Origin of the sequence: Agromyces sp. Marseille-Q5079, from assembly GCF_051016555.1 — a bacterium.
In the GTDB taxonomy this organism is placed as follows: domain Bacteria; phylum Actinomycetota; class Actinomycetes; order Actinomycetales; family Microbacteriaceae; genus Agromyces.
On record NZ_JBPEJF010000010.1, the window covers coordinates 45,787 to 68,277 of the forward strand.

24 protein-coding genes are annotated in these 22,491 nt (G+C 71.5%); 13 read left to right on the forward strand and 11 right to left on the reverse strand.

What is annotated here, in order from left to right; translation table 11 throughout:
- Positions 1 to 7 precede the first annotated feature (7 nt).
- The gene (locus tag ACR3IO_RS17880; protein WP_434072582.1) at positions 8 to 1,105 is read right to left on the reverse strand and encodes a glycosyltransferase family 4 protein; all 1,098 of its coding nucleotides are present in this window, start codon (positions 1,103 to 1,105) and stop codon (positions 8 to 10) included.
- Positions 1,102 to 1,995, reverse strand: coding sequence for an alpha/beta fold hydrolase (locus ACR3IO_RS17885; RefSeq protein ID WP_434072583.1), 894 nt, complete (start codon positions 1,993 to 1,995; stop codon positions 1,102 to 1,104). Before ACR3IO_RS17885 ends, ACR3IO_RS17880 begins: the two co-directional genes overlap by 4 nt.
- 146 nt (positions 1,996 to 2,141) lie before the next feature.
- Between ACR3IO_RS17885 and ACR3IO_RS17890 the strand changes: the two genes are divergently transcribed.
- The gene (locus ACR3IO_RS17890) at positions 2,142 to 2,843 is read left to right on the forward strand and encodes an exonuclease domain-containing protein (RefSeq protein ID WP_434072584.1); all 702 of its coding nucleotides are present in this window, start codon (positions 2,142 to 2,144) and stop codon (positions 2,841 to 2,843) included.
- A 150-nt stretch (positions 2,844 to 2,993) separates the two neighbouring features.
- On the opposite strand, the gene ACR3IO_RS17895 is transcribed toward ACR3IO_RS17890, so the two are convergent.
- From ACR3IO_RS17895 to glgA, 3 genes are all read right to left on the reverse strand, one after another.
- Positions 2,994 to 3,242: a type B 50S ribosomal protein L31 gene (locus ACR3IO_RS17895; RefSeq protein ID WP_434072585.1), complete on the reverse strand. Its 249-nt coding sequence runs from the start codon at positions 3,240 to 3,242 to the stop codon at positions 2,994 to 2,996.
- A 126-nt stretch (positions 3,243 to 3,368) separates the two neighbouring features.
- The gene (locus ACR3IO_RS17900; RefSeq protein ID WP_434072586.1) at positions 3,369 to 4,154 is read right to left on the reverse strand and encodes an ABC transporter ATP-binding protein; all 786 of its coding nucleotides are present in this window, start codon (positions 4,152 to 4,154) and stop codon (positions 3,369 to 3,371) included.
- 81 nt (positions 4,155 to 4,235) lie between these two features.
- On the reverse strand, positions 4,236 to 5,423 hold the full coding sequence (gene glgA / locus ACR3IO_RS17905; RefSeq protein WP_434072587.1) for a glycogen synthase: 1,188 nt from the start codon (positions 5,421 to 5,423) through the stop codon (positions 4,236 to 4,238).
- Between the two features lie 81 nt (positions 5,424 to 5,504).
- Here glgA and glgC point away from each other — a divergent pair, with 81 nt between their 5' ends.
- Complete coding sequence (gene glgC, locus ACR3IO_RS17910; RefSeq protein WP_434072588.1) at positions 5,505 to 6,755, forward strand: glucose-1-phosphate adenylyltransferase; 1,251 nt, start codon at positions 5,505 to 5,507, stop codon at positions 6,753 to 6,755.
- Positions 6,752 to 7,414: a phosphoserine phosphatase SerB gene (gene serB / locus ACR3IO_RS17915; protein ID WP_434072589.1), complete on the forward strand. Its 663-nt coding sequence runs from the start codon at positions 6,752 to 6,754 to the stop codon at positions 7,412 to 7,414. The genes glgC and serB overlap by 4 nt, the downstream gene beginning before the upstream one ends.
- Positions 7,415 to 7,531: 117 nt before the next feature.
- On the opposite strand, the gene ACR3IO_RS17920 is transcribed toward serB, so the two are convergent.
- Positions 7,532 to 8,242: a beta-ketoacyl-ACP reductase gene (locus ACR3IO_RS17920; RefSeq protein ID WP_434072590.1), complete on the reverse strand. Its 711-nt coding sequence runs from the start codon at positions 8,240 to 8,242 to the stop codon at positions 7,532 to 7,534.
- Positions 8,243 to 8,396: 154 nt separating this feature from the next.
- On the opposite strand from ACR3IO_RS17920, the gene ACR3IO_RS17925 reads away from it, so the two are divergent.
- From ACR3IO_RS17925 to ACR3IO_RS17935, 3 genes are read left to right on the forward strand one after another with little or no spacing between them, the layout of a single operon-like run.
- Positions 8,397 to 8,798 (forward strand): DUF3099 domain-containing protein, encoded by a 402-nt coding sequence (locus ACR3IO_RS17925; RefSeq protein ID WP_434072591.1) that lies wholly within the window; start codon positions 8,397 to 8,399, stop codon positions 8,796 to 8,798.
- Entirely contained in the window at positions 8,795 to 9,037 is a 243-nt protein-coding gene (locus ACR3IO_RS17930) for a hypothetical protein (protein ID WP_434072592.1), read from the forward strand. The genes ACR3IO_RS17925 and ACR3IO_RS17930 overlap by 4 nt, the downstream gene beginning before the upstream one ends.
- Entirely contained in the window at positions 9,034 to 9,876 is an 843-nt protein-coding gene (locus ACR3IO_RS17935) for an SURF1 family cytochrome oxidase biogenesis protein (RefSeq protein WP_434072593.1), read from the forward strand. The genes ACR3IO_RS17930 and ACR3IO_RS17935 overlap by 4 nt, the downstream gene beginning before the upstream one ends.
- Positions 9,877 to 10,018: 142 nt before the next feature.
- Here the strand turns inward: ACR3IO_RS17935 and ACR3IO_RS17940 are convergent, their stop codons facing one another.
- Complete coding sequence (locus ACR3IO_RS17940) at positions 10,019 to 11,617, reverse strand: ABC-F family ATP-binding cassette domain-containing protein (protein ID WP_434072594.1); 1,599 nt, start codon at positions 11,615 to 11,617, stop codon at positions 10,019 to 10,021.
- A 193-nt stretch (positions 11,618 to 11,810) separates the two neighbouring features.
- Between ACR3IO_RS17940 and ACR3IO_RS17945 the strand changes: the two genes are divergently transcribed.
- Positions 11,811 to 12,917, forward strand: a complete 1,107-nt coding sequence (locus tag ACR3IO_RS17945; RefSeq protein ID WP_434072595.1) for a winged helix DNA-binding domain-containing protein — start codon at positions 11,811 to 11,813, stop codon at positions 12,915 to 12,917.
- A gap of 51 nt (positions 12,918 to 12,968) precedes the next feature.
- Here the strand turns inward: ACR3IO_RS17945 and ACR3IO_RS17950 are convergent, their stop codons facing one another.
- Together ACR3IO_RS17950 and ACR3IO_RS17955 are read right to left on the reverse strand one after the other, a co-directional pair.
- Positions 12,969 to 13,532, reverse strand: a complete 564-nt coding sequence (locus ACR3IO_RS17950; protein WP_434072596.1) for a YceI family protein — start codon at positions 13,530 to 13,532, stop codon at positions 12,969 to 12,971.
- A 111-nt stretch (positions 13,533 to 13,643) separates the two neighbouring features.
- Positions 13,644 to 14,816, reverse strand: coding sequence for a glycoside hydrolase family 3 N-terminal domain-containing protein (locus tag ACR3IO_RS17955; RefSeq protein ID WP_434072597.1), 1,173 nt, complete (start codon positions 14,814 to 14,816; stop codon positions 13,644 to 13,646).
- Positions 14,817 to 14,895: 79 nt separating this feature from the next.
- On the opposite strand from ACR3IO_RS17955, the gene ACR3IO_RS17960 reads away from it, so the two are divergent.
- The 6 genes from ACR3IO_RS17960 to ACR3IO_RS17985 all read left to right on the forward strand — a co-directional run bounded on the left by ACR3IO_RS17960 (position 14,896) and on the right by ACR3IO_RS17985 (position 21,099).
- A complete protein-coding gene (locus ACR3IO_RS17960; RefSeq protein WP_434072598.1) occupies positions 14,896 to 16,050 on the forward strand; it encodes a hypothetical protein in 1,155 nt (384 codons plus the stop codon).
- 7 nt (positions 16,051 to 16,057) lie between these two features.
- Positions 16,058 to 16,891 (forward strand): oxygenase MpaB family protein, encoded by an 834-nt coding sequence (locus ACR3IO_RS17965; RefSeq protein ID WP_434072599.1) that lies wholly within the window; start codon positions 16,058 to 16,060, stop codon positions 16,889 to 16,891.
- Entirely contained in the window at positions 16,891 to 17,385 is a 495-nt protein-coding gene (locus ACR3IO_RS17970; protein ID WP_434072600.1) for an Lrp/AsnC family transcriptional regulator, read from the forward strand. The genes ACR3IO_RS17965 and ACR3IO_RS17970 overlap by 1 nt, the downstream gene beginning before the upstream one ends.
- A gap of 107 nt (positions 17,386 to 17,492) precedes the next feature.
- Positions 17,493 to 18,626 (forward strand): pyruvate dehydrogenase (acetyl-transferring) E1 component subunit alpha, encoded by a 1,134-nt coding sequence (gene pdhA, locus ACR3IO_RS17975; protein ID WP_434072601.1) that lies wholly within the window; start codon positions 17,493 to 17,495, stop codon positions 18,624 to 18,626.
- Positions 18,623 to 19,651, forward strand: a complete 1,029-nt coding sequence (locus tag ACR3IO_RS17980; RefSeq protein WP_434072602.1) for an alpha-ketoacid dehydrogenase subunit beta — start codon at positions 18,623 to 18,625, stop codon at positions 19,649 to 19,651. Before pdhA ends, ACR3IO_RS17980 begins: the two co-directional genes overlap by 4 nt.
- Positions 19,648 to 21,099: a dihydrolipoamide acetyltransferase family protein gene (locus ACR3IO_RS17985; protein ID WP_434072603.1), complete on the forward strand. Its 1,452-nt coding sequence runs from the start codon at positions 19,648 to 19,650 to the stop codon at positions 21,097 to 21,099. The genes ACR3IO_RS17980 and ACR3IO_RS17985 overlap by 4 nt, the downstream gene beginning before the upstream one ends.
- Positions 21,100 to 21,173: 74 nt before the next feature.
- Here ACR3IO_RS17985 and ACR3IO_RS17990 read toward each other — a convergent pair whose 3' ends face one another.
- Complete coding sequence (locus ACR3IO_RS17990; RefSeq protein ID WP_434072604.1) at positions 21,174 to 21,713, reverse strand: hypothetical protein; 540 nt, start codon at positions 21,711 to 21,713, stop codon at positions 21,174 to 21,176.
- Positions 21,714 to 21,820: 107 nt separating this feature from the next.
- Positions 21,821 to 22,438, reverse strand: a complete 618-nt coding sequence (locus ACR3IO_RS17995) for a TMEM175 family protein (protein ID WP_434072605.1) — start codon at positions 22,436 to 22,438, stop codon at positions 21,821 to 21,823.
- Positions 22,439 to 22,491: the final 53 nt, after the last annotated feature.

Genomic DNA, 22,491 nt, shown 5'->3' on the forward strand with positions numbered 1-22,491 from the left:
GCCCGGGTCAGCGGCGTCGACGCGACCGGCGCCGCGACTCCGGCGCCGCGGTTCTCCGCATGAGGTCGAGCAGCACATCGGCCGAGGCGGCCCAGGTGTACTTCGCCGCGACGTCGACGGATGCCGCGGAGCGGCGTTCCCACTCGTCACCGCGTTCGAGCGACCAGAGGGCTGCGATGAGCGACTCGGGATTCTCGGCGTCGAAGTAGAGGGCGGCGTCGCCGCCGATCTCGCGGAAGATCGGGATGTCGTTCACGACGACGGGCGTGCCGAGGCGCATGGCTTCGACGAGCGGGATGCCGAACCCCTCGGCCCGCGACGCGTGCACGAGCGCTGTGGCTCCGGAGAGCAGCTCCGCGTACGCGGCATCCGACACGCCGTCGTGGAAGACGAGCCGCGCCTGCGGGGCGAGTCGCGTCAGGCGTTCGCGCTCGTCACGGCCGATGCGGCTGAGCAGGTGCAGTTCGTGGTCGGGCAGGGCGCCGACGGCGCGCACGAGCGTGTCGACGTTCTTGTAGGGCATGTACGAGCCCATGTAGACGAGCCGATGCCCTGCCGGGCGCACGCGCGGCAGGTCGGGCACGGCGAGGTCGTCGGCCGCATTGGGCACGACCGTGACGGGGCGCTGCGTGAGGTCGTGATCGCGGATGAGCCCGGCGGTCGTCTCGGACACCGTGACGACGGCGTCGGCGCGGTTCAGCAGCAGGCGCTGCGGCCACCACGCGAGGTGGTAGAGCCGCCACAGCAGCCGGACGGGCGCCGGAAGGTCGCGCGGCGGTGTCGGGTTCTCGTAGTAGATGAGGTCGTGCAGCGTGAGCAGCAGCTTGTACGTGCGGCCCCACGAGCCCATGGTCTGCATGGGCGAGAAGACGAGGTCGGGGCGAAGCCGGCGCACCTGCAGGGCCACGAGCGGCTCGCGGATGCTCGTGGGCGAGCTGACGAGCTGCCAGGGCAGGTCGGGCAGCATCTCGAGTTGACGGTGGTCGTTGATCAGCATGGTGAGCGGATGCCGCTTGCCGAGCTCGGTGACGATGCCCGCGGTGAAGCGGCTGATGCCGTCGTGACGCCCGATGCGCGTGTAACGGCAGTCGACGACGATCCTCACGCGTGGGCCTCCGACCCGAGGAAGCCGAGGATGTGGCGCGCGGCGGCGCCCGGCGTCTCGTAGTGGATCAGGTGGCCGACCTCGGGGATCACCTCGAGGCGGGCGTCGGGGAACATCGTCGCGAGGCGTCGTTCGGCCTCGATGGGGGTCACGTCGTCGCGTTCGGCGGCGATGAGGAGCGTCGGCACGGTGATCTCGGCCGCGACCTCGCTCACGTCGTGGCTCACCGAGGTGGTGAAGGACTCGAGGACCGAGGCGCGCGAGCCGAACGCCGAGAAGTAGCGGTCGTGCTGGTCGTGGATCCACCGGCGCAGCGGCTTGGACTTCGTCTTCGCCATGGTGACGCTCATGATGCGGACGATCGCGCCGTTGCGCAGGAGCGCGAACCCCGGACGCTCTGGCAGCGCCGCGGCCGTGCGGTAGTAGAGCACCGCGAGCCTGGTCATCACTCCTCGGGGGCCCTCGAGCGCCGGGGCGCCGATCGGGTTCACGAGGATGAGGCGCTCGGGTGCGAGGCCGCGGGCGACCGCCGCCGAGGCGATGATGGAGCCGAACGAGTGGCCGAGGAGCGTGTAGGGCGCCTCGATGCCGGCACCCCTGATGAACGCGCCCAGCCACTCGGTGTAGGCGTCGAGGTCGTGCGGGCGGTCGCCGAACGTCGAGGACGAGCCGAATCCGGGCAGGTCGGGTGAGACGATGCGGTATCCCGGGAGCTGGGCGACGACGGGTTCGAGCCCGTGGTGGTCGCCACGGAATCCGTGCACGAGCACGATCACGGGAGCGTCGGCGGGACCGTACTCCCACCAGGCGGTCTCGGTGCCGAGGACGTCGAGCCGGTGCTCGCGGACAGGAATGCGCGCGAGTTGCTCGGCGTACGGGGAGGCGATCATCCCGGTCATTCTATGGCGCGACGGCTGGACGCCCGCCCTCCCTCCACAGGCGGATGCCGCGGCGAGCGTGGTCCGCGTCGAGCGGATCCGGAGGACACGCGGGCCCGTCCCCGGGCCATGTCGGTGCCCGCCCGTAGCCTTCGAGCATGGAATCCGAGAACTTCGCCAGCTGGGCCGACACCCTCGCCGTCTTCGACCTCGAGACCACCGGCATCGACGTCGACACGTGCCGCATCGTCACCGCGCACGTCGGCGTCATCGGCGTCGACGGTCGGGTGCTCGAGCGCCGCGAGTGGCTTGTCGACCCCGGGGTCGAGATCCCCACGGCGGCGTCGCTCATCCACGGCGTCAGCACCGAACGCGCCAGGGCCGAGGGCGCCGCGGCGCCGACGGCCGTGGCCGAGATCATCGCGGCACTGGCGGATTCCGCGGCACGTGGGCTGCCCATCGTGGCGTACAACGCCGCCTACGACCTCACGGTGCTCGCGCGCGAGGCCGAGCGCTACGGCCTGGTGGGGCTCCCCGGGCCCGATGCGGTCATCGACCCGCTCGTCATCGACAAGGCCGTCGACCGCTACCGTCGCGGCAAGCGCACGCTCTCGGCGACGGCCGAGCACTACGGGGTCCGGCTCGACGACGCCCATGACGCCGGAGCCGACGCGGTGGCCGCGGGGCGGGTCGCGCAGGCGATCGCCCGCGCGTATCCCGAGCTCGCGGCGGTGGCCGTGCAGGAGCTCCACGACCGCCAGGTGGGATGGAGCCGCGATCAGGCCGAGAGCTACCAGTCCTGGCGCCGCAAGAACGGCGAGCCCGAGTTCACGACGTCGGGCGCCTGGCCTCTGCGCTGACGCGGCTGAGGCCGTCCCCCTCGCGGAGCGGTCGCCGGTCACGACTCCGCGTCACGCGGACGTCGCCCGGCGGCATCCGCATTCCGGGCACGACGAAGGGGCGGCCGACCATGTCGACCGCCCCCTCGCCCGGCTGCGTTCCCGGAGGAACTACTTGCCGAAGCTCTTGAAGCGCTGGTTGAACTTCTCGACGCGGCCGGCCGAGTCCATGATGCGCTGCTTGCCCGTGTAGAACGGGTGCGACTCCGACGAGATCTCGACATCGATGACCGGGTAGGTCTCGCCGTCGAGCTCGATGGTCTTGCCGCTCGACACCGTCGAACGGGTGAGGAACGTGGCGCCCGAGGCGAGGTCGCGGAAGACGACGGCGGCGTACTCGGGGTGGATGTCGGTCTTCATGGTGACTTCCTTGCTGATCGGATGATTTCTACAGAATCCCGCCGGCGACGTATGCAGCACGGTGGGAAAGCATGTTCGGCCCGGGGGCCAGCTATCGATTCTAGCAGAATCGACGACGTTCGCAGGTCAGTTGGCGCGCGCGGCGTATCGCCCGTTGCTCTCGGAGAGCTCGATCGGAATGCCGAAGGCCTCGGTCAGCGTCTCGGACGTGAGCGCCTCGGCGAGCGGGCCCGCGGCGACGATGCCGCCCTTGGCGAGCAGCAGCGCGTGGGTGAAGCCCTTGGGGATCTCCTCGACGTGGTGCGTGACCATGACGATCGCGGGTGATGCGGGCGACGCGGCGTAGCCGCCGAGGAGCCCGACGAGCTCCTCGCGGGCGCCGAGGTCGAGGCTCGCGGCCGGCTCGTCGAGCAGCAGGAGTTCGGGGTCGGTCATGACCGATCGGGCGATCTGCACGCGCTTCTGCTCGCCGTCGGAGAGACTGCCGAACCGACGATCGGCGAAGCCCTCGAGTCCCCATTCGGAGAGCACGCGCTGCGCGCGGCGGGTGTCGATCTCCTCGTACTCCTCGTTCCAGCGACCCGTCACCGAGTACGCCGCCGTGAGGACGGTGTCGATCACCGTCTCGTTGCGCGGGATCTTGCGGGCCATCGCGGTGGACGCGAAGCCGATCATCGGACGCAGCTCGAAGACGTCGGTCTTGCCGAGCTTCTCCTCGAGCACGGATGCCTCGCCCTTGGTGGGGTGCATCGCCGCGGCCGCGATCTGCAGCAGCGTGGTCTTGCCGGCGCCGTTCGGACCCAGCACGACCCATCGCTCGTCGGAGGCGACGCTCCAGTTCACGGCGTCGAGAATCGAATTCCCGTCGCGAACCACCGAAACATCCCGGAACTGCAGCACCGTACTCGCCATGTCTCCCATGCTATCGGGAGCATGGACCCCCGAATGCGCGCGAGGGCCTCCCGGGTCGTCGACCATGAGCGCGTGCGACGCTCAGACCGCGAGGACGCGGGCGTACAGCTCGCGGGTGCGCGCCGCGATCGCGTCCCAGGCGAAGTGCTCCTCGGCCCGCCGCCGTCCGGCCGCGCCCATCTCGGCCGCACGCGCCGGATCCTGGACGACCCGCGTGAGGGCGGCGGCGAGGTCCGCGACGAAGCGATCGGGGTCCACGGGCGTGCCCGTGCCGTCGTCGGTCTGCTCGATCGGCACGAGCACGCCCGTGACGCCGTCCTGGACGACCTCGGGGATGCCGCCGGTCGCGGTGCCCACGACGGGCGCGCCGCACGCCATGGCCTCGAGGTTCACGATGCCGAGCGGTTCGTAGACCGAGGGGCAGACGAAGGCGGTCGCGGCGGTGAGCAGGGCGGTGAGCTCGGGCCGCGGGAGGTGGCGATCGATCCAGACCACGCCGTCGCGCTCGGTGCGCAGCTCCTCGACCAGGCCCGTCACCTCGGCCATGATCGCCTCCGTGTCGGGCGCGCCGGCGCAGAGCACGAGCTGCACCTCGGGCGGCAGCAGGCGCGCGGCCCGCAGCAGGTAGGGCAATCCCTTCTGCCGCGTGATGCGCCCCACGAAGATCACCGACGGGCGATCCGGGTCCACGCCGAGGCCGCGGACGAGCTCTGCGTCGTCGTTCGGCTTCCAGTCTTCGAGGTCGATGCCGTTGTAGACGACCTCGACCTTCGCCGGATCGATGGCGGGATACGACCGGAGGATGTCGCGGCGCATGCCGTCGCTCACCGCGATCACCGCGTCGGCGTCTTCGAAGGCCGTGCGCTCCACCCAGGATGAGAGCCGGTACCCGCCGCCCAGCTGCTCGGCCTTCCACGGACGCAGTGGCTCGAGGCTGTGGGCCGTGACCACGTGCGGGATGCCGTGCAGGCGCTTCGCCGTGAAACCGGCGAAGTTCGCGTACCAGGTGTGCGAGTGCACGAGGTCGGCTCCGGCGGCATCCGCGGCCATCAGCAGGTCGACGCCCATGGTGCCGACGGCGGCGTTGCGACCCGTGAACGCGTCGGGCGTCGGATAGCCGAACGTGTCGGCTTCGTCGCGGGGTGCGCCGAACGCGCGCACGACGACGTCGATGTCGTGGCGGAGCGCTCGGACGAGCTCGGCGACGTGCACGCCGGCTCCCCCGTAGATCTCGGGCGGGTATTCACGGGTGAGCAGGTCGACGCGCATGTGGAAACGCTAGCGCAGGCTGATCCGTCACGTCCCGACTTCGCGCACCTGAGAGGGGCTCCCTCTGACTACGCTTGGGGCATGGTCACGCGCAAGGTATTCGGCATCGTGCTCGCAGGCGGCGAGGGCAAGCGACTCATGCCCCTCACCGAGGATCGGGCGAAGCCCGCGGTGCCGTTCGGCGGGCAGTACCGCCTGATCGACTTCGCGCTGTCGAACCTGCTGAACTCCGGGCTGCGACAGATCGTCGTGCTGACCCAGTACAAGTCGCACAGCCTCGACCGGCACGTCTCGCAGACGTGGCGCATGAGCGGACTGCTGAACTCCTACGTCGCGTCGGTGCCGGCGCAGCAGCGCCTCGGCAAGCGCTGGTTCTCGGGTTCGGCCGACGCGATCCTGCAGAGCCTCAACCTCATCTACGACGAGCAGCCCGACATCATCGTCGTCGTCGGTGCCGACCACGTCTACCGCATGGACTTCAGCCAGATGATCGAGGCGCACATCGCCTCCGGGGCGGCTGCGACGGTGGCCGCGATCCGCCAGCCGATCTCGCTCGCCGACCAGTTCGGCGTCATCGAGGTCGACCCGGCGAACCCCGAGCGCATCCACCGGTTCCTCGAGAAGCCCTCCGATCCCGTGGGCCTGCCCGACTCCCCCGGCGAGGTGCTCGCCTCCATGGGCAACTACGTCTTCAACGCCGACGCCCTCATCGACGCGGTGCTCCGCGACGGCGAACGCACCGACTCCAGCCACGACATGGGCGGCGACATCATCCCCGCCTTCGTCTCGCAGGGCGCCGCGGGCGTCTACGACCTGCAGCGCAACGACGTGCCGGGCTCCACCGATCGCGATCGGTACTACTGGCGCGACGTCGGAACCATCGACTCGTTCTTCGAGGCCCACCAGGACCTCATCTCGGTCATGCCGATCTTCAACCTGTACAACCGCGAGTGGCCGATCTTCAGCCAGCAGTTGAACTCGCCGCCCGCGAAGTTCACGCGCGACGCCCGGGGCACGCTCGGCACCGTGATCGACTCGATCGTCTCGCTCGGGTCCGTCATCTCCGGCGCGCACGTCGAGCGGAGCGTGCTCGGCCCGTGGGCGGTCGTCGGCTCGGGAGCGCACGTGGCGGACTCGATCCTGTTCGATCGCGCGCGCATCGATGCCGGGGCGACCGTGCAGCGGGCCATCCTCGACAAGGAGGTCGTCGTCGAGGCCGGCGCCCGCATCGGCGTCGACCGCGCCGAGGACATCGCGCGGGGCTTCATCGTGACCGACAGCGGCATCACGGTCGTCGGCAAGGGCTCGCGAGTCCGGGCCTCGAACGCGTGAGCGGGACGCACGCGGGCCGCACGCGCGGTCCGCTCGTCGTGCTGGACGCCGACTCGACGCTCATCCGCGAGGAGGCGATCGAACTGCTCGCCGAGGCCGCCGGGAGCCTCCCGCTCGTGGCCGAGGTCACCGAACGCGCGATGCGCGGCGAGTTCGACTTCGCCGCGAGCCTCCGCGAGCGCGTCGCGACGCTCGCCGGATTGGACCGCGACGACCTCGCCCACGCCCGCACGCGCATGACGCCGACCCCCGGCATCCACGAGCTCGTCGCCGGCGTGCACGCCGCGGGCGGGGTCGTCGGCGTCGTCTCCGGAGGCTTCCACGAACTCCTCGACCCGCTCGCCGAGTCGCTCGGCCTCGACTTCTGCCGCGCGAACCGGCTCGAGATCCTCGACGGCCGCCTCACGGGCCGCGTCGACGGACCGATCATCGACGCCGAGGCCAAGGCCGTGGCGCTCGAGGAATGGGCGGCCGCGGCATCCGTGCCCCTGCGCTTCACGGTCGCCGTCGGCGACGGGGCCAACGACCTGCGCATGCTCGCGAAGGCGGGCCTCGGGGTCGCGTTCTGCGCCAAGCCCGTCGTGCGCGAGCAGGCGGATGTCGCGATCACGACGCCCGACCTGAGCCAGGTGCTCGCGCTGCTCGGTCTCCGAGGCTGATCGCCGCCTCGAGTCGGCCCCCGGCGAGGCGCGAAGCGGCCGAGGGCGAGACGAACGGACGAGGCCGCCGGTACACGATGTGTCGGCGGCCTCGTGGTCGTCTGCGGTCCTGCGGGGTCAGTGCCCCATGCCGAGGCCGCCGTCGACGGGGATGACGGCGCCCGAGATGTAGCCGGCATCGTCACCGGTGAGCCAGGCCACCACGCGGGCGACCTCGTCGGGCGACGCGAAGCGGCCGAGCGGGATGTTCTTCTTGTACTCCGCCTGCTGCGCCTCGGGGAGCTCGTCGGTCATGTCGGTCTCGATGAACCCGGGTGCCACGACGTTCGCCGTGATATTGCGGGCGCCGAGCTCGCGCGTGAGCGAGCGGGCCATGCCCACGAGGGCGGCCTTCGACGACGAGTAGTTGATCTGGCCGGGCGAGCCGTAGAGCCCGACCACGCTCGAGATGAGCACGACGCGGCCGAAGCGGGCCTTGAGCATGCCCTTGGAGGCGCGCTTGACCACGCGGAAGGCGCCCGTGAGGTTCGTGTCGATGACGCTCGTGAAGTCCTCTTCGGTCATGCGCAGCAGCAGGGTGTCGCGCGTGATTCCGGCGTTCGCGACGAGGACCTCGACGGGTCCGAGCTCGGCCTCGATCTCGGTGAAGGCGAGGTCGACGGATGCGGCGTCGGTGACGTCGGCGCGGACGGTCAGGGTACCCTCGGGGCCCTCGCCCGAGCGGGCGGTGACGGCGACCCGGTGACCCTGCGCGACGAATTCGCGGGCGATGGCATAGCCGATGCCGCGGTTGCCGCCGGTGACGAGGACGGTTCGGGGCGTGGTCATGCGTGGACTCCATTCCGATGGGATGCGGCCCGACTCGGGCCCGTCCCAGCATAGTGATCGCGTGCGCGAGGCATCCGTCCCGCCGGGTCCGCCGCGCGGCCGCAGCGGACGTATTCTTAGAAGGAGGAGCGCCGCACCGACCTGCGACGACGAGATGAAGCAGCAATCGATCACGAGTCTGCCGCCCTCACCCGAGGCCGAGCAGCATTCGCGCATGATCAAGTACTCCGTCGCGATGGGAGTGCGTCTCGTGTGCATCATCGCGATGCTGTTCGCGCGCGACTGGTGGCTCGTGGTCTGCGCGGTCGGCGCCATCACCCTGCCGTACTTCGCCGTCGTGATCGCCAATGTCGGCTCACCGGTGCGCACGAACGCGGTCGAGCGGCCCGGAAACATCCTGCCCGCGCAGCCCCGAGCGGATGCCGCGGGCGCCGGCGCGGGTTCGGACGACGCAACGGACGCCGGCGCGCCGACCGGCCCGGCCTCTCCCGAGGCTTCGGCCGACCCCGACTCCCCTGCCGACCCCGCCGCCGGCCCGGATGGGGGCGCACGATGATCGGCGGCATCGGCGGCGCACCCAACGACATGTGCTCGCGTGCATCCTGCCGCGAGGACGCGACCTGGCGCATCGACTGGCAGAATCCCCGCATCCACACGGGCGACCGTTGGAAGACCTGGCTCGCGTGCGACGAGCACGTCGACTACCTCCGGGGCTTCCTCGAGGCGCGCTCGTTCCCGGTGCGCGTCGCGGCGTTCACGGGTGCACTCGACGACTCCGTCGAGGTCGATTCGTGAACGACTGGTCCTTCCTCAGGTCACGCCGCTGGGCCGGGTACCTCGCGCTCGTGGTCGTGTTCGCGATCGTCTGCTGCGCCCTCGGCATGTGGCAGTTCACCCGGCGTGCGGAGGCCCGCGCCGAGATCGCGCGCATCGACGCGAACTACGATGCGCAGGCGATCCCCGTGCAGGACGAACTGTCCGAGCTCGACGGCTTCGACGTCGACCAGCGGTGGCAGGTCGTCGCCCTCTCCGGGCAGTACCTCGACGACGACGAGGTGGTCGTGCGCAACCGCCCCGGTCAGGGCGGATCGGGCTTCGAGGTGCTGACGCCGTTCCTCCTCGACGACGGATCGGTGTTCGTCGTCGACCGCGGCTGGGTCGCGCAGGCGTCCGACGGGCGGCCGAGCGAGTACGCGGCTCCCCCGGCCGGGCCTGTCGAGGTCGAGGCGCGCCTGAAGGCCGGCGAGGGGCAGATCAACGGTCGCACCTCGGCCGGCGACGAGTTCGCCACCATCGACCTCGACGAGCTCGCCGAGCGCGTCGACGAGCCGACGTACACCGGCGCCTACGGGCTGCTCGTGCAGTCCGGCGCCGAGGCGGAGGATCCGCCGATCGCGGCGACCCGTCCGCTCCGCGACGAGGGCCCCCACCTGTCGTACGCCCTGCAGTGGTTCGTCTTCGCGATCATGGGGTTCGTCGGCCTCGGCTGGGCGGCGAACCAGGAGCGCAAGGCCCGTGCCGAGGCATCCGGCACCACGGTGCCCGCGAGCCGACCCGCGCCGCGCAAGGTGAACCGGAAGCAGCGAAAGGACGCCGACGCGGACCTCGAGGACGGCGTGCTCGACCGCAGGTAGGTCGAGTCGCGGTTGCGGTTGCGGTTGCGGTCGAGCGTCCCGATTCCGGGTCTGCCGCAGACACGTCGTGACGCTGGCGCGTCCCGATCGCTCCGGCTTCTGCCGTTCTCGAGGAACCGCGTCGCTTCGCGCCGCGCCGACCTCAAGCGAGCTCGATGAGCTCCTGGTACTCGCGGCTCCAGTGGTCTTCGGTGCCGTCGGGCATGATGAGCACACGCTCGGGGTTCAGCGCCTCGACTGCTCCGGGGTCGTGGCTCACGAGTACCACCGAGCCTTCGTAGTGCGCGAGGGCATCGAGGATCTCGGCGCGGCTCGCGGGGTCGAGGTTGTTCGTGGGCTCGTCGAGCAGGAGCACGTTCGCTCCGGAGACCACGATCATCGCGAGTGCGAGGCGGGTCTTCTCGCCGCCCGACAGCACGCCGGCGGGCTTGTGCACGTCGTCGCCCGTGAACAGGAACGAGCCGAGCACCTTGCGCGCCTCGGTCTCGGTGAGGTTCGGCGAGGCGCTGACCATGTTCTCGAGGACGCTGCGCTTGACCTCGATGGTCTCGTGCTCCTGGGCGTAGTAGCCGACGCGAAGGCCGTGCCCGGCCTCGACGACGCCGGTGTCGGGCGCGTCGACGCCCGCGAGGATGCGGAGCAGGGTCGTCTTGCCGGCACCGTTCAGGCCGATGATGACGACCTTCGAGCCGCGGTCGATCGCGAGGTCGACGGCCGTGAAGATCTCGAGCGAACCGTAGCTCTTCGACAGGTCGCTCGCGGTGATCGGGGTGCGCCCGCAGGGAGCCGGGGTCGGGAACCGGAGCTTGGCGACGCGGTCTACCGCGCGCACCTCGTCGAGGCCGGCGAGCAGCTTCTCGGCGCGCGCGACCATCTGGTGCGCGGCGGCCGCCTTCGACGCCTTCGCGCCGAACCGCGCGGCCTGCATCTGCAGGACGCCCGCCTTCTTCTCGGCGTTGGCGCGCTCCTTCTTGCGGCGCTCCTCGTCGGCGGCGCGCTGGCGCTGGTAGTGCTTCCAGCCCATGTTGTAGATGTCGATCATCGAGCGGTTCGCGTCGAGGTAGAACACGCGGTTGACGACCTCGTCGACGAGCACGACGTCGTGCGAGATGACGATGACGCCGCCCTTGTAGCCCTTCAGGAACTCGCGGAGCCAGACGACGGAGTCGGCGTCGAGGTGGTTCGTGGGCTCGTCGAGGATCATCGTCTGCGCATCGGAGAACAGGATGCGGGCGAGCTCGATGCGTCGTCGCTGGCCGCCCGACAGGGTCTTCAGCGGCTGGTCGAGGATGCGGTCGGGCAGGTTGAGGTTCGAGGCGATGGACGCGGCCTCGGCCTCGGCGGCGTATCCGCCGAGGGCGGTGAAGCGGTCGGTGAGGTTGCCGTACTTCTTCATCGCCCGCTCGGCCACGGCCGGGTCGTCGCTGCCCATCTGCATGGACGCCTCGTGCATGCCGAGCACGAGCGTGCCGAGGCCGCGCGCGTCGAGGATGCGCGTGCGGGCGAGCATCTCGGGGTCGCCGGAGCGGGGGTCCTGGGGCAGGTAGCCGATCTCCCCGGAGCGGTCGATGCGACCGCCGGTGGGCAGGGTCTCGCCGGCGAGCGTCTTCGTGAGCGTCGTCTTGCCCGCACCGTTGCGGCCGACGAGCCCGATCTTGTCGCCGGACGAGACCCGGAAGTCGACGTGCTCCATGAGCACGCGTGCGCCGACGCGGATCTCGAGATCGTGTACGGCGAGCACAGTGAGCCTCCGGGAGGATGAGTGGTGGGATCGTGCCGAGGGGCACAGCCTCCCAGTGTATCCCGAGCGGATGCGCCGGACCTGTGCGTCCGTCATCGGCCACGGGCGTGTCGAGGCGCACGAGCGCGAGTTGCGGCATGCGCCGGGGCGCGGCATGCCGTCGAGCGTCGGTGGGTGCGGAGAGGATGGACGCATGACGACGGATGTCACGATCGACGCCGTGGGCGCGCTGCGCGCCGCGAGGCTCGCCGCCCAGGGGCTTTCGCACGGGTTCGCCTCGCCTGTGGAGGCGGTCGGCCGGCTGGTCTGCGTGCAGGCGCAAGACCTCGCCGCCGCGAAATGGGTGCTCGGTGCCCGCGTTCCCGACGCGAGGGAGGCGACGATCGACGCCGCGGTCGATGCGGGAGCGCTGCTCCGCAGCTGGCCGATGCGCGGCACGCTGCACTTCGTCGCACCGCCGATGCTCAGGCCCATCCTGCGACTGACGTCCGCGCGGCTGATGCAGCGCGCGGCGAGGACCCATCGCGAGGAGGGCATCGACGACGACGTGCACGCCGCGGCGCGGCGGGTGGCGGTTGGCCTCCTCGAGGGCGGGCGGTCGGCGACCCGCGACGAACTGCAGGCGGCGTGGGCCGATGCGGGCATCCCGATCGAGGGCCAGCGCGGGTACCACCTCATCTGGCGGCTCGCGCACGAGGGACTGCTCTGCTGCGGCCCCGTCGACACGCGCGCGCGGCAGCGGTTCGTCCTCCTCGACGAATGGTCGCCGCGGGCGTCCGACGAGCCCGAAGACGACGACGAGGTGCTCGGTCGGCTGTTCGCCGGGTACGCGCGCGGCCACGGCCCGGTCTCGGTGCGGGACTTCGCATGGTGGACGGGACTCACCCTGACGAGCGCGCGAACGGCCCTCGCCGCCGCGGGCGACGCCGTGGCGCCCTTCGACGACGAACGGTACGTCGCGGTCGACGCTCGCCCGGCCGGGCCGCCCGACGGACGCCTCGCCCTCGCCCCGTTCGACGAGTACTTCCTGGGCTACGGCGATCGCACCGCGTTCTGCTCGGTCGATGACGCCGCGCGCGTCGTGCCGGGCAAGAACGGGCTCTTCCTGCCGATCCTCGTCGCCGACGGCGAGGTGGTCGGCACGTGGCGCCGCTCACCCGAGCGTCGTGGCGTCACCGACGTCGAGGTCACGGCCTTCCGCGGCGGCGACCCGGCCGAGCAGTTCCGGCCCGCGCTCGAGCGGTGGGCGGCGTTCTGGTCGACTCGCTTGGGCGAACTGTCGACGCAGTCGCCGGCATGACGAAGGGCCGGACGCCTGCGGCATCCGGCCCTTCGACACGTCGCGTGCGGACTACTGCTGGAGCGCAGCCTGCAGCTCGAGGGTGATGGTCACCTTGTCGCCGAGGAGCACGCCACCGGTCTCGAGGGCCGCGTTGTAGGTGAGGCCGAAGTCCTCGCGGTTGATGACGGTCTTCGCAGTGGCGCCGGCCTTGTAGTTGCCGTAGGGGTCGCCGCCGAAGCCGCCGAACTCGAAGTCGAAGGTCACGGGCTTGGTGATGCCGCGGATGGTGAGGTCGCCGTCCACCTTGAAGTCGCCGTCGTCGACGCGCACGCCGGTCGAGACGAAGTCGATCGTCGGGTGCGTCTCGGCCTCGAAGAAGTCGCCGGTGCGGAGGTGACCGTCGCGGGTCGGCTCGTTCGTGTTGACCGAGGCGACCTCGGCCGACGCGGTGACGCTCGAGTCGAGCGGGTTCTCGGCGGTCACGAAGGTCGCGGTGAAGCGCTCGAACTTGCCCTTGACCTTGCTGATCATGATGTGGCGGATGCTGAAGGCGACCTCGCTGTGCTGGGGGTCGATGGTCCAGGTGCCTGCGCGGTAGCCGGGGATCTCGATTCCGGTGGCGGTGTTCGTCATTGGTTCAGGTTCTCCGTGTTCGGTGTCGTGTCGCGTGACCCGTTCTGGCCACACCAATGCAAACGCATGGAAGTTGTCGCGGTATTCCCGCTCGCCCAAGAAATCCTGGAATCAGGAGATCGAGGCCCGGCGCAGCGTCAGCACGCGCTCCACCGCGTCGTCGAGTCGCGCCTCGGGGATGCGGCCCGACGACACGGCCCCGGCGATCGCGCCGATGAGCCCGTCGACCGAGATGCCCACGTCGGCCGGGTCCGCCGGCAGCACGTACAGCAGCAGGTCGGCACCCGACGCGAGCGCCCGGATCGCATTCTCGTTCGGGTCGGCGTACTCGGGCAGGCCGTTGTTCTGCAGCATGAGCATGTCGTCGGTCACGACCACGCCCTCGAATCCGAGCTCCTCGCGGAGGATGCGATGCCACTCGGGCGACAGCGACGCCGGCGCGGCATCCACCGACGCGTAGATCAGGTGCCCGGTCATCACGAGCTCGGTGCCCGCGCCGATGCCCTGCCCGAACGGGATCGCCGGGCCGCTCCGCCACTCGTCGAGCGTCAGCGGTGCGGCCGGCACGCTCGAATGCGAGTCGCCGGGCGCCTGGCCGTGACCCGGGAAGTGCTTGAGCGTGCTGAACACCGTGCCGTGCTCGCCGGTCACGGCCGCCGCGACGCGCGCGCCCGCTGCGGCGGGGTCCGTGCCGAGGACCCGCGAGGCGATGAAGGAATCGGGGTCGTCGGTCTCGTCGGCGACGATGCCGAAGTTCACGGTGATCCCGGATGCCGCGAGCAGCGCCGCGCGCTCGGCGAACGCCGCGGTCGTGGCGGCCGGGTCCTCGGCGCGGAGCGTCTCGGCGCCCGGCGCCGTGTCCCACGGGAGGCGCTGCACGTCGCCGCCCTCCTCGTCGATCGCGATGAGCGCGGGGAGTTCGGCGTCGACCTGCACGGCGGCCGTGAGCGCCGTGAGCTCGTCGGGGGTCGCGGGCACGTTGTCGCCCATGAGGATCAGCCCCGAGACGCCCTGCACGACCAGTGAACGCGTGGGCGCGGGGTCCACGCCCGGCGCGTGCAGCATGAGTACGGCCGCCGCCTTCTGCTCGAGGCTCATCTGCGACATCCGCTCCTCGACGAACGCCGCGACGGGGTCGACGGGCGGCTGGGTCGGTGTCGAGGACGGCGACGCAGGACGCGCGCCGGGAGAATTCGGGCCGGCCGAGGAGCCCGGTGCCGCGCACCCGCAGAGCAGGGCGGCGGTCACCGCGGCCGTGATGGTCAGGGCGAGCCGGGAGCGCATCCGAGCGAGTCTACGCTGCGTGTCCGCCCGCCGATCGTGAGGCCGCTGGGTAGAGTGGCCGGGCTCGAAGGGGGTGTTCGTGCGCGGTTTCATCCATGGTTGCCTGACCCTGGCGCTCGTCGCCGTCCTCGTAGTGCCTGCGACGAGCGCGCATGCGGCGGACTACCCGACCTGGGACGAGGTCGAGGCGGCGAAGGCGCAGGCCGGGGCGAGCGCGGCCGAGGCCGAACGGATCACGGCGTTCGTCGACGAACTCGAGAGCGAGGCCGGTCGGCTCGGCGATGCGGCGGTCGAGGCCGCGGCGGCATCGGCGGTGGCCGAGCAGGCGAGGGCGGATGCCGCGGGCCGGGCCACGACGCTGCGAGATCAGGCGACAGAGGCCGCCGAGGCGGCCTCGACCGCGACCGGCGCCCTCGGTCGCACCGCGGCGGTGCTGGCCCGGTCGGGCGGAGCCGACGTGGCGCTCCGACTCCTGCTCGACGGCGACGCATCCGGGCGGCTGCTCACCGGGCTCTCGCGCGCCGCGCAGTTGACGAACGTCATCGGCGGGGTCGCGACCCGCGCCGAGGCTGCGGAGGCGGACGCCGCGTCGCTTCGCGACCAGGCCGATCTCGCCGAGTCGGAGCGGGTGCGCCTGGCCGCCGAAGCGGCATCCGCGGCCGAGGCCGCCGAGTCCGCGCACGTCGCGGCCGAGGCGCGCGTGGTCGAGCAGCAGGCGGCGCTCGACACGCTCTACGCGCAGCTCGCGAGCCTCCGCAATCGTTCGGTCGAGCTCGAGCGCCGGTATCGCATCGGCGAGCAGGAGGCGCGCGAACGGGCCGAACGCGAGGCGGCCGCGGCGGCCGCCGCTGCTGCGGCCGCGGAGGCGGAGGCTGCCGCCGGCGGGTCCGGAGGCGGCACCGAGGCGCCACCGCCCGGCATCGACGCGGATCCGGGCAGTGCGCAGGCGTATGCCGCATCCGCCGTGGCCCGCTACGGCTGGGACGACGGCCAGTTCCAGTGCCTGTACTCGCTCTGGATGCGCGAGTCGAGCTGGCGAGCGGATGCGTACAACGCGTCGAGCGGGGCGTATGGGATCCCGCAGTCCCTCCCGGGCAGCAAGATGGCCAGTGCCGGGGCGGACTGGCGCACGAACGCGGCCACGCAGATCGAGTGGGGGCTGGCGTACATCGCCTCCAGATACGGTTCGCCGTGCGCGGCGTGGGCCCACTCGGAGGCCGTGAACTGGTACTGATGGGGTCATGGACGACCTCGACGAACGCGCCGTGTTCCGCGCGCACGCCGCGGAGGGCGTGCTGCTGCTCGGCGGCGGCGCGGCGATCCTCCTCCAACTCGCCGATCCGCGCGTCGCGCACGGGGTCGCGCGGCACAGCGACTTCGCGACCCGGCCGTTCGACCGGCTCTTCGGCACGCTCGACTACGTGTACGCCGTCGGGTTCGGCGACGACGCGCTCGCCGCCGAGGCGGTGCGGCGCGTGAACGCCCGGCACGTGCCGGTGCGGGGAACGTCGGATGCCGCGGCCGACGCCGCGGCCGTCGTCGCGTACAGCGCATTCGACGCCGACGCGCAGCGGTGGGTCGCCTCGACGCTGCTCGCGATCGGGATCCGGGTGCACGAGCGCGTCTGGGGTCCGCTCGAGGAGGCTCGCGCCGATGCGATCGTGCGCGGCTACGCCCCGCTGGGGTTCAGCCTGCAGGGCACGCGGGAGGGCTGGCCGAGCACGCGGGCGGAGTTCGACGGCTGGTGGTCGACCCGGCTCGCGACGCTCCAGGTGAGCGACGAGGGACGGCGGGTCGCCCGGACGCTGCTCTCGGCCTCCCCCGCGCTCCCGCCGGGTGCGGGCCTCCTGCTCGCACCGGTGCGGCTCGTGACCGCGGCGCTGCTCCCGCCCGAGATCCGCGACGCCTTCGGGTTCCGGTGGACGCCGCGCACGGCCGGAGCTGCGGAGGCCTGGCTCGCCGCCGTCTCCGTGCTCTGGCCGCGTCTCCCCCGCGCACTGCGCACGGCGCCGATGAGATTCTCGCTCCAGCGCGCCCGTCGCCGGTACGCTGAGCGTGAGCGACGAGGACGATGATGACCGAGCACAACCGCCACGCAGAACCGATCGACAGCATCGACCGTCGCATCGTCGCGGAACTGAGCCGTGACGGGCGGCTCTCGGTGCGAACGCTCGCCGAACGCGTGCACATCTCCCGCACGGCGGCGCACAACCGCGTGCAGCACCTCATGCAGCGCGGCGTCATCACCGGCTTCGGGGCGCAGATCGACCGCAAGGCGATCGGCCTGAACATCTCGGCCCTCGTCGTCGTGCGCATCGGCGGCGATGCCTCATGGGAGGCGATCGCCGCGAAGCTCGCGACCCTGCCCTTCGTCGAGAAGGTCCAGGCCGTGTCGGGCGACATCGACATCATGCTCACCGTCAGCGCACCCGACCACGAGCAGCTCAGCCAGGCCATCCTCCGCGACATCCACGACCTGCCCGGCGTGGTGTCGACCAGGTCGCACCTGATCCTCGCCGAGATCGACGGCAGGCCGCCCGCGCAGTCGCTGGACATCTGGCGCGTCTGACGGCTCTGAGCCGGACGAACGGCTTCCGTTCCGCGCCCCGGATGCCGTTCGTTCACCCTTTCGCGAAAGCGCCGACGCGCGGCATCCGGCCGTTCCACGATGGAGCCATGAGCCTCAGCGTCGAGCGACCCGATACCCGCTCCCTCCCGTCCCAGAAGCCGATCCGGCTCCTCGACAACGCCGGACACGCGGTGCACGGCACCGCCACCGGCGGATTCGATCTCCCGGACCCGACGACCCTGCTGGATCTCTACCGGCGCATGGTCGTCGCCCGTCGCTTCGACGTGCAGGTGACGGCGCTGACGAGGCAGGGGCGGCTCGCGACGTACCCCTCCGCGCTCGGCCAGGAGGCGTGCGAGATCGGCGCGATCTCGGCGATCGAGGCGCGCGACTGGTTCTTCCCGACCTATCGCGACAGCATCGCGCTGCTCACCCGCGGCATCGCGCCCGGCGACATCCTCGCGTCCTTCCGCGGTGACTGGCACAACGGATACGACCAGCACGCGCACCGCACGGCCTCCCAGGCCACGCCGCTCGCGACGCAGGCGCTGCACGCCGTCGGCCTGGGGCATGCGGCGCGGCTCCGCAGCGATCCGATCGTCACGCTCACGATGCTCGGCGACGGGGCCACGAGCGAGGGCGACGCGCACGAGGCGTTCAACTTCGCGGCCGTCTGGCAGACCCCCACCGTCTTCGTCGTGCAGAACAACCAGTTCGCCATCTCCACGCCGATCTCGCGCCAGACCCGTGCCGCGACCCTCGCCGACAAGGCGGTGGGGTACGGCATGCCCGGCTTCCACGTCGACGGCAACGACGTCGCGGCGATGTACGCGGTGACGCGCGCCGCGGTCGAGCGGGCACGCTCGGGCGGCGGGCCGACCCTCATCGAGGGGCTCACCTACCGCATCGAGGCGCACACGAACTCCGACGACCCGACCCGCTACCGCGCCTCGCGCGACGTCGAGCACTGGAAGCGGCGCGATCCCATCGAACGGCTCGAACGCTACCTCGTCTCCGAGGGCGCCCTCGGAGAGCAGGCGCGCACCGAGATCGCGGATGCCGCGGAGCAGGTCGCCGCCGACACGCGAGAGGTCATGACCGCCGAGGCGCAGATCGACCCGCTCGAGCTCTTCGACCACGTCTACGCCCGTCCGCGCGCCGCCCTCCTCGAGCAGCGGGCGCGGCTCGAGGCCGAGCTCGCCGAGGCATCCGCCGCCGCATCCGCAGGAGCCGCCCGATGACCGCGACGACCACCGACGCACGACCGGAGCCCGCGGCATCCGCCCCGGCGAGCCTCACGATGGCCGGCGCGCTGAACGCCGCCCTGCGCGACGCGATGGCGGCCGATGACCGCGTCGTCGTCTACGGCGAGGACGTCGGCCCCCTCGGCGGCGTGTTCCGCGTGACCGACGGCCTGCAGGCGACGTTCGGCGACGACCGCATCTGGGACTCCCCGCTCGCCGAGTCCGGCATCGTCGGCACCGCGATCGGCATGGCGATGTACGGCATGCGGCCGGTCGTCGAGATGCAGTTCGACGCGTTCAGCTACCCCGCGTTCGAGCAGATGGTGTCGCACGTCGCGAAGATGCGCAACCGCACCAAGGGGCGGATGCCGCTGCCGATGGTCGTGCGCATCCCGTGCGCCGGGGCGATCGGCGGAGTCGAGCACCACTCGGACTCGTCGGAGGCGTACTGGACGGCCACGCCCGGACTCACCGTGGTGATGCCCTCCAACCCCGCCGACGCCTACTCGATGCTCCGCGAGGCGATCGAGAGCGATGACCCGGTCGTCTTCATGGAGCCGAAGAGCCGGTACTGGGCGAAGGACGTGCTCGAGCTCCCGGTGCGCACCACGCCGATGGATCGAGCCGTCGTCGTGCGCGAGGGGACGGATGTCACGCTGCTGGCCTACGGGCCCACGGTGCGCACCGCACTCGAGGCCGCGGATGCCGCGACCGCCGAGGGACTCTCGATCGAGGTCGTCGACCTGCGCAGTCTCTCGCCGTTCGACGACGAGACCGTCTCGGCGTCGGTTCGCAAGACGTCTCGCGCGGCCGTCATCCACGAGGCGGCGCAGTTCGGCGGCTACGGCGCCGAGGTCGCCGCCCGCGTGACCGAACGCAACTTCCACCACCTCGCCGCGCCCGTGCTGCGCATCACGGGCTTCGACATCCCGTACCCGTCGCCGAAGCTCGAGGAGTTCCACCTGCCGACCGCCGACCGGGTGCTCGCCGCCCTCGCGACCTGGGAGTGGGAGCTCGCATGACCCGCGACTTCATCCTTCCCGACCTCGGCGAGGGCCTCACGGAGGCGGAGGTCGTCGCCTGGCTCGTGCAGCCCGGCGACGAGGTGGCCATCGACCAGCCCGTCGTCGAGCTCGAGTCGGCGAAATCGGTCGTGCAGCTCCCGACGCCGTTCGCGGGCGTGGTCGCCTCGCTCGGCGGCGAGGTCGGGCAGGTGCTGCACGCGGGCCAGGTGCTCCTCAGCCTGGAACCGGCGGCCGCGACGGGTACCCCCGTCCTCGCGCCGGACGCCGCTGCGGCGCCGACGGCGCCCGTGCCATCCGCCGCGCCGGCCGAGGCGGCCGAACCCGGCATCGTGGTCGCCGAGGCGGCACCGGCGGACGAGTCCGGCGCGGTGCTCATCGGCTACGGCACCCGGGCGAGCGCCCCGACGGTCCGGTCTGCGAGTGCGCCGTCGCGATTCGGACGCGGACGCGCGCCCGTCGCATCGGACTCCTCCGGCGGCACGAGGAGCACCACCCTGCTCGATCCGACCCGACGCTCCCCCGTGGTCTCGCCGATCGTGCGCCGGCTCGCGCGGTCGCACGGCTTCGAGGCGAGCCGCCTCGAAGGCTCGGGTCCGCAGCACCTCGTGACGCGCCACGACGTCGAGTCGTACATCGCCCGCCTCGAGACGGCCGCCGACGCGCCGGGAACGCCGACGCAGCCGGCTGCCGCCGCGGCTCCGGCTCCGGCTCCGGCGTCGCCCGGCATCGCGTCCGGCGGGGACGAGACGCGCTCCGGCGAGCGACGCGTTCCGCTCGACCGGATGCAGAAGGCCGCCGCCGCGCAGTACGTGCGCTCGCGCCGCGAGATCCCGGATGCCACCGTCTGGATGGACGTCGACGCGTCGGGCCTGTTCGCCGCCCGGCGGGACCTCCAGGCCGCGACCGGTGAGAGCTTCGGCATCACCGCGCTCGTGGCCCGGTTCACGGTCGCGGCCCTGCTGCGGCATCCGGCGCTGAATGCGGCCTTCGACGCCGACCGCGAGGAGATCGTGTTCCACGACGACGTGAACCTCGGCATGGCGGCGCAGACCCCGCGTGGTCTCGTCGTCCCGGTCGTGCACGGTGCCGGGCGGATGTCGCTCCGTGCGCTGCGGGACGCGATCGCCGAGCGCACCGAGCAGGGCTCGACCGGACGGTTCCCGCCGACCGCGCTCGCCGGAGGTACGTTCACCCTGAACAACTACGGCACGCTCGGCGTGGACGGCTCCGCGGCGATCATCAATCACCCGCAGTCGGCCATGCTCGGCATCGGACGCATCCTCGAGCGACCCTGGGTCGTCGATGGCGCACTCGCCGTGCGACGGGTCACCGAGCTGACGGTGTCGTTCGACCATCGCGTGTGCGACGGGGCGGAGGCCGCAGCCTTCCTGACCGACGTGGCGCGTGCCATCGAACGACCGGTCTCGTTGCTGGCGGACCTGTAGGAGCACGCACGCGAACGGCCCGGTTCTCGAGATCGAGAACCGGGCCGTTCGTCACATCCGAGCTTCGGCGCCCATCAGAAGAACTCGTCGGGCGTGCCGGCGGCCCGCTCGACGTCGCGCGTGTCGACGGAGGCGCCCTTGAGCTTGGCGACGGCGACCCGCAGGCCGGACTCCATCTGCGCGGCCCACGCGTCGGACTCGCGTGCGCTCGTCTCCGCGGCGCGGGCACGCGCATCGGCCGCCTCGGCGGCGTGGCGCGCCTCGCTCACCTGGCGCAGCGCGAGCGAGATGCCGTAGTACGCCGCGACCATGGTCGCGATCGGGGCCGCGATGATCGCGAGCGCGCTGATCGCCGCGCCGGTCGGGCTGAAGGCGATGAGCAGCGCGAACGCGAGGAAGAGCGCCGCGATCGCGACGAGCACGACGAGCATGAATCGCAGGTCGCGGCTCCAGACCCGGCCCGTCGGCGCCTTCTCGGCGGCGACATCCGCCTCCGTGGCGCCGTCCTGCTGCTCGGGGAAGCCGTCGTCTGGCAGGCCCGACTCGGCCTGCGTCACCGCCGGCTCGCTCGAGGCTCCCTGGCCGTAGACCGGACGAGTGCTCGCGTCGCTCATGCTCTCCCTGCTTCCCATGCGTTGCTGACACCCAATTGTGTTCCCCGCCCCAGAGGGGGTCAAGGAACCGCGCCGCGCTGCGGCAACCACTCGGCAGGCGCGGCCGGCTATCGGCGCAGGGCGGGGATGGCGCCGCGGAGCACCGTCGCGATGAGCGGCGCGAGGAACAGCAGCAGGACCCACAGCATGCCGACCGACGGCACCAGGTAGGCCAGCACACCGGCGATGACAAGGGCGATGAGCACGCTCAGCGACCGCGTGAGCTCGATCCGCTGCGTCCCCTCGGCCAGCAGTTCCGGATGCCTCCGCAGGATGAGGTCGATCAGCAGCATCGCGGTCGTCGTCACGAACATCGTGCCGATGTAGACGGCGTCGAAGCTGCCGTCGGCGGTCTCCCGAGTCGACACGGCGTTCGCCGCGAACGGGAGGAAGACGATGCTCGCCAGCCAGAGCATGTTCGCCCAGATCAGGCCGGCGGAGTAGTCGCGCACGAGCTCGAACACGCGATGGTGGATCACCCAGAATCGGCCGATCACCGCGAACGTCACGATGAATGCGATGAATGCGCCCGCGTTGCGGGCCAGGAACTCGCCGAAGTGCTCGTCGCCGATCTCCCCCGCAAGGTCGACCAACGGCAGGATCAGGATGGTGATGGCGATCGCCACGGTCGCGTCGGAGAAGTTGACGAGGCGATCGAGACCTCGCTCCGTTCGTCGGATCGCCATGCTCCCCCGATCTCGTCCTCGAGCGCGACCTGCTCATCGTCGCCTCGGCCCAA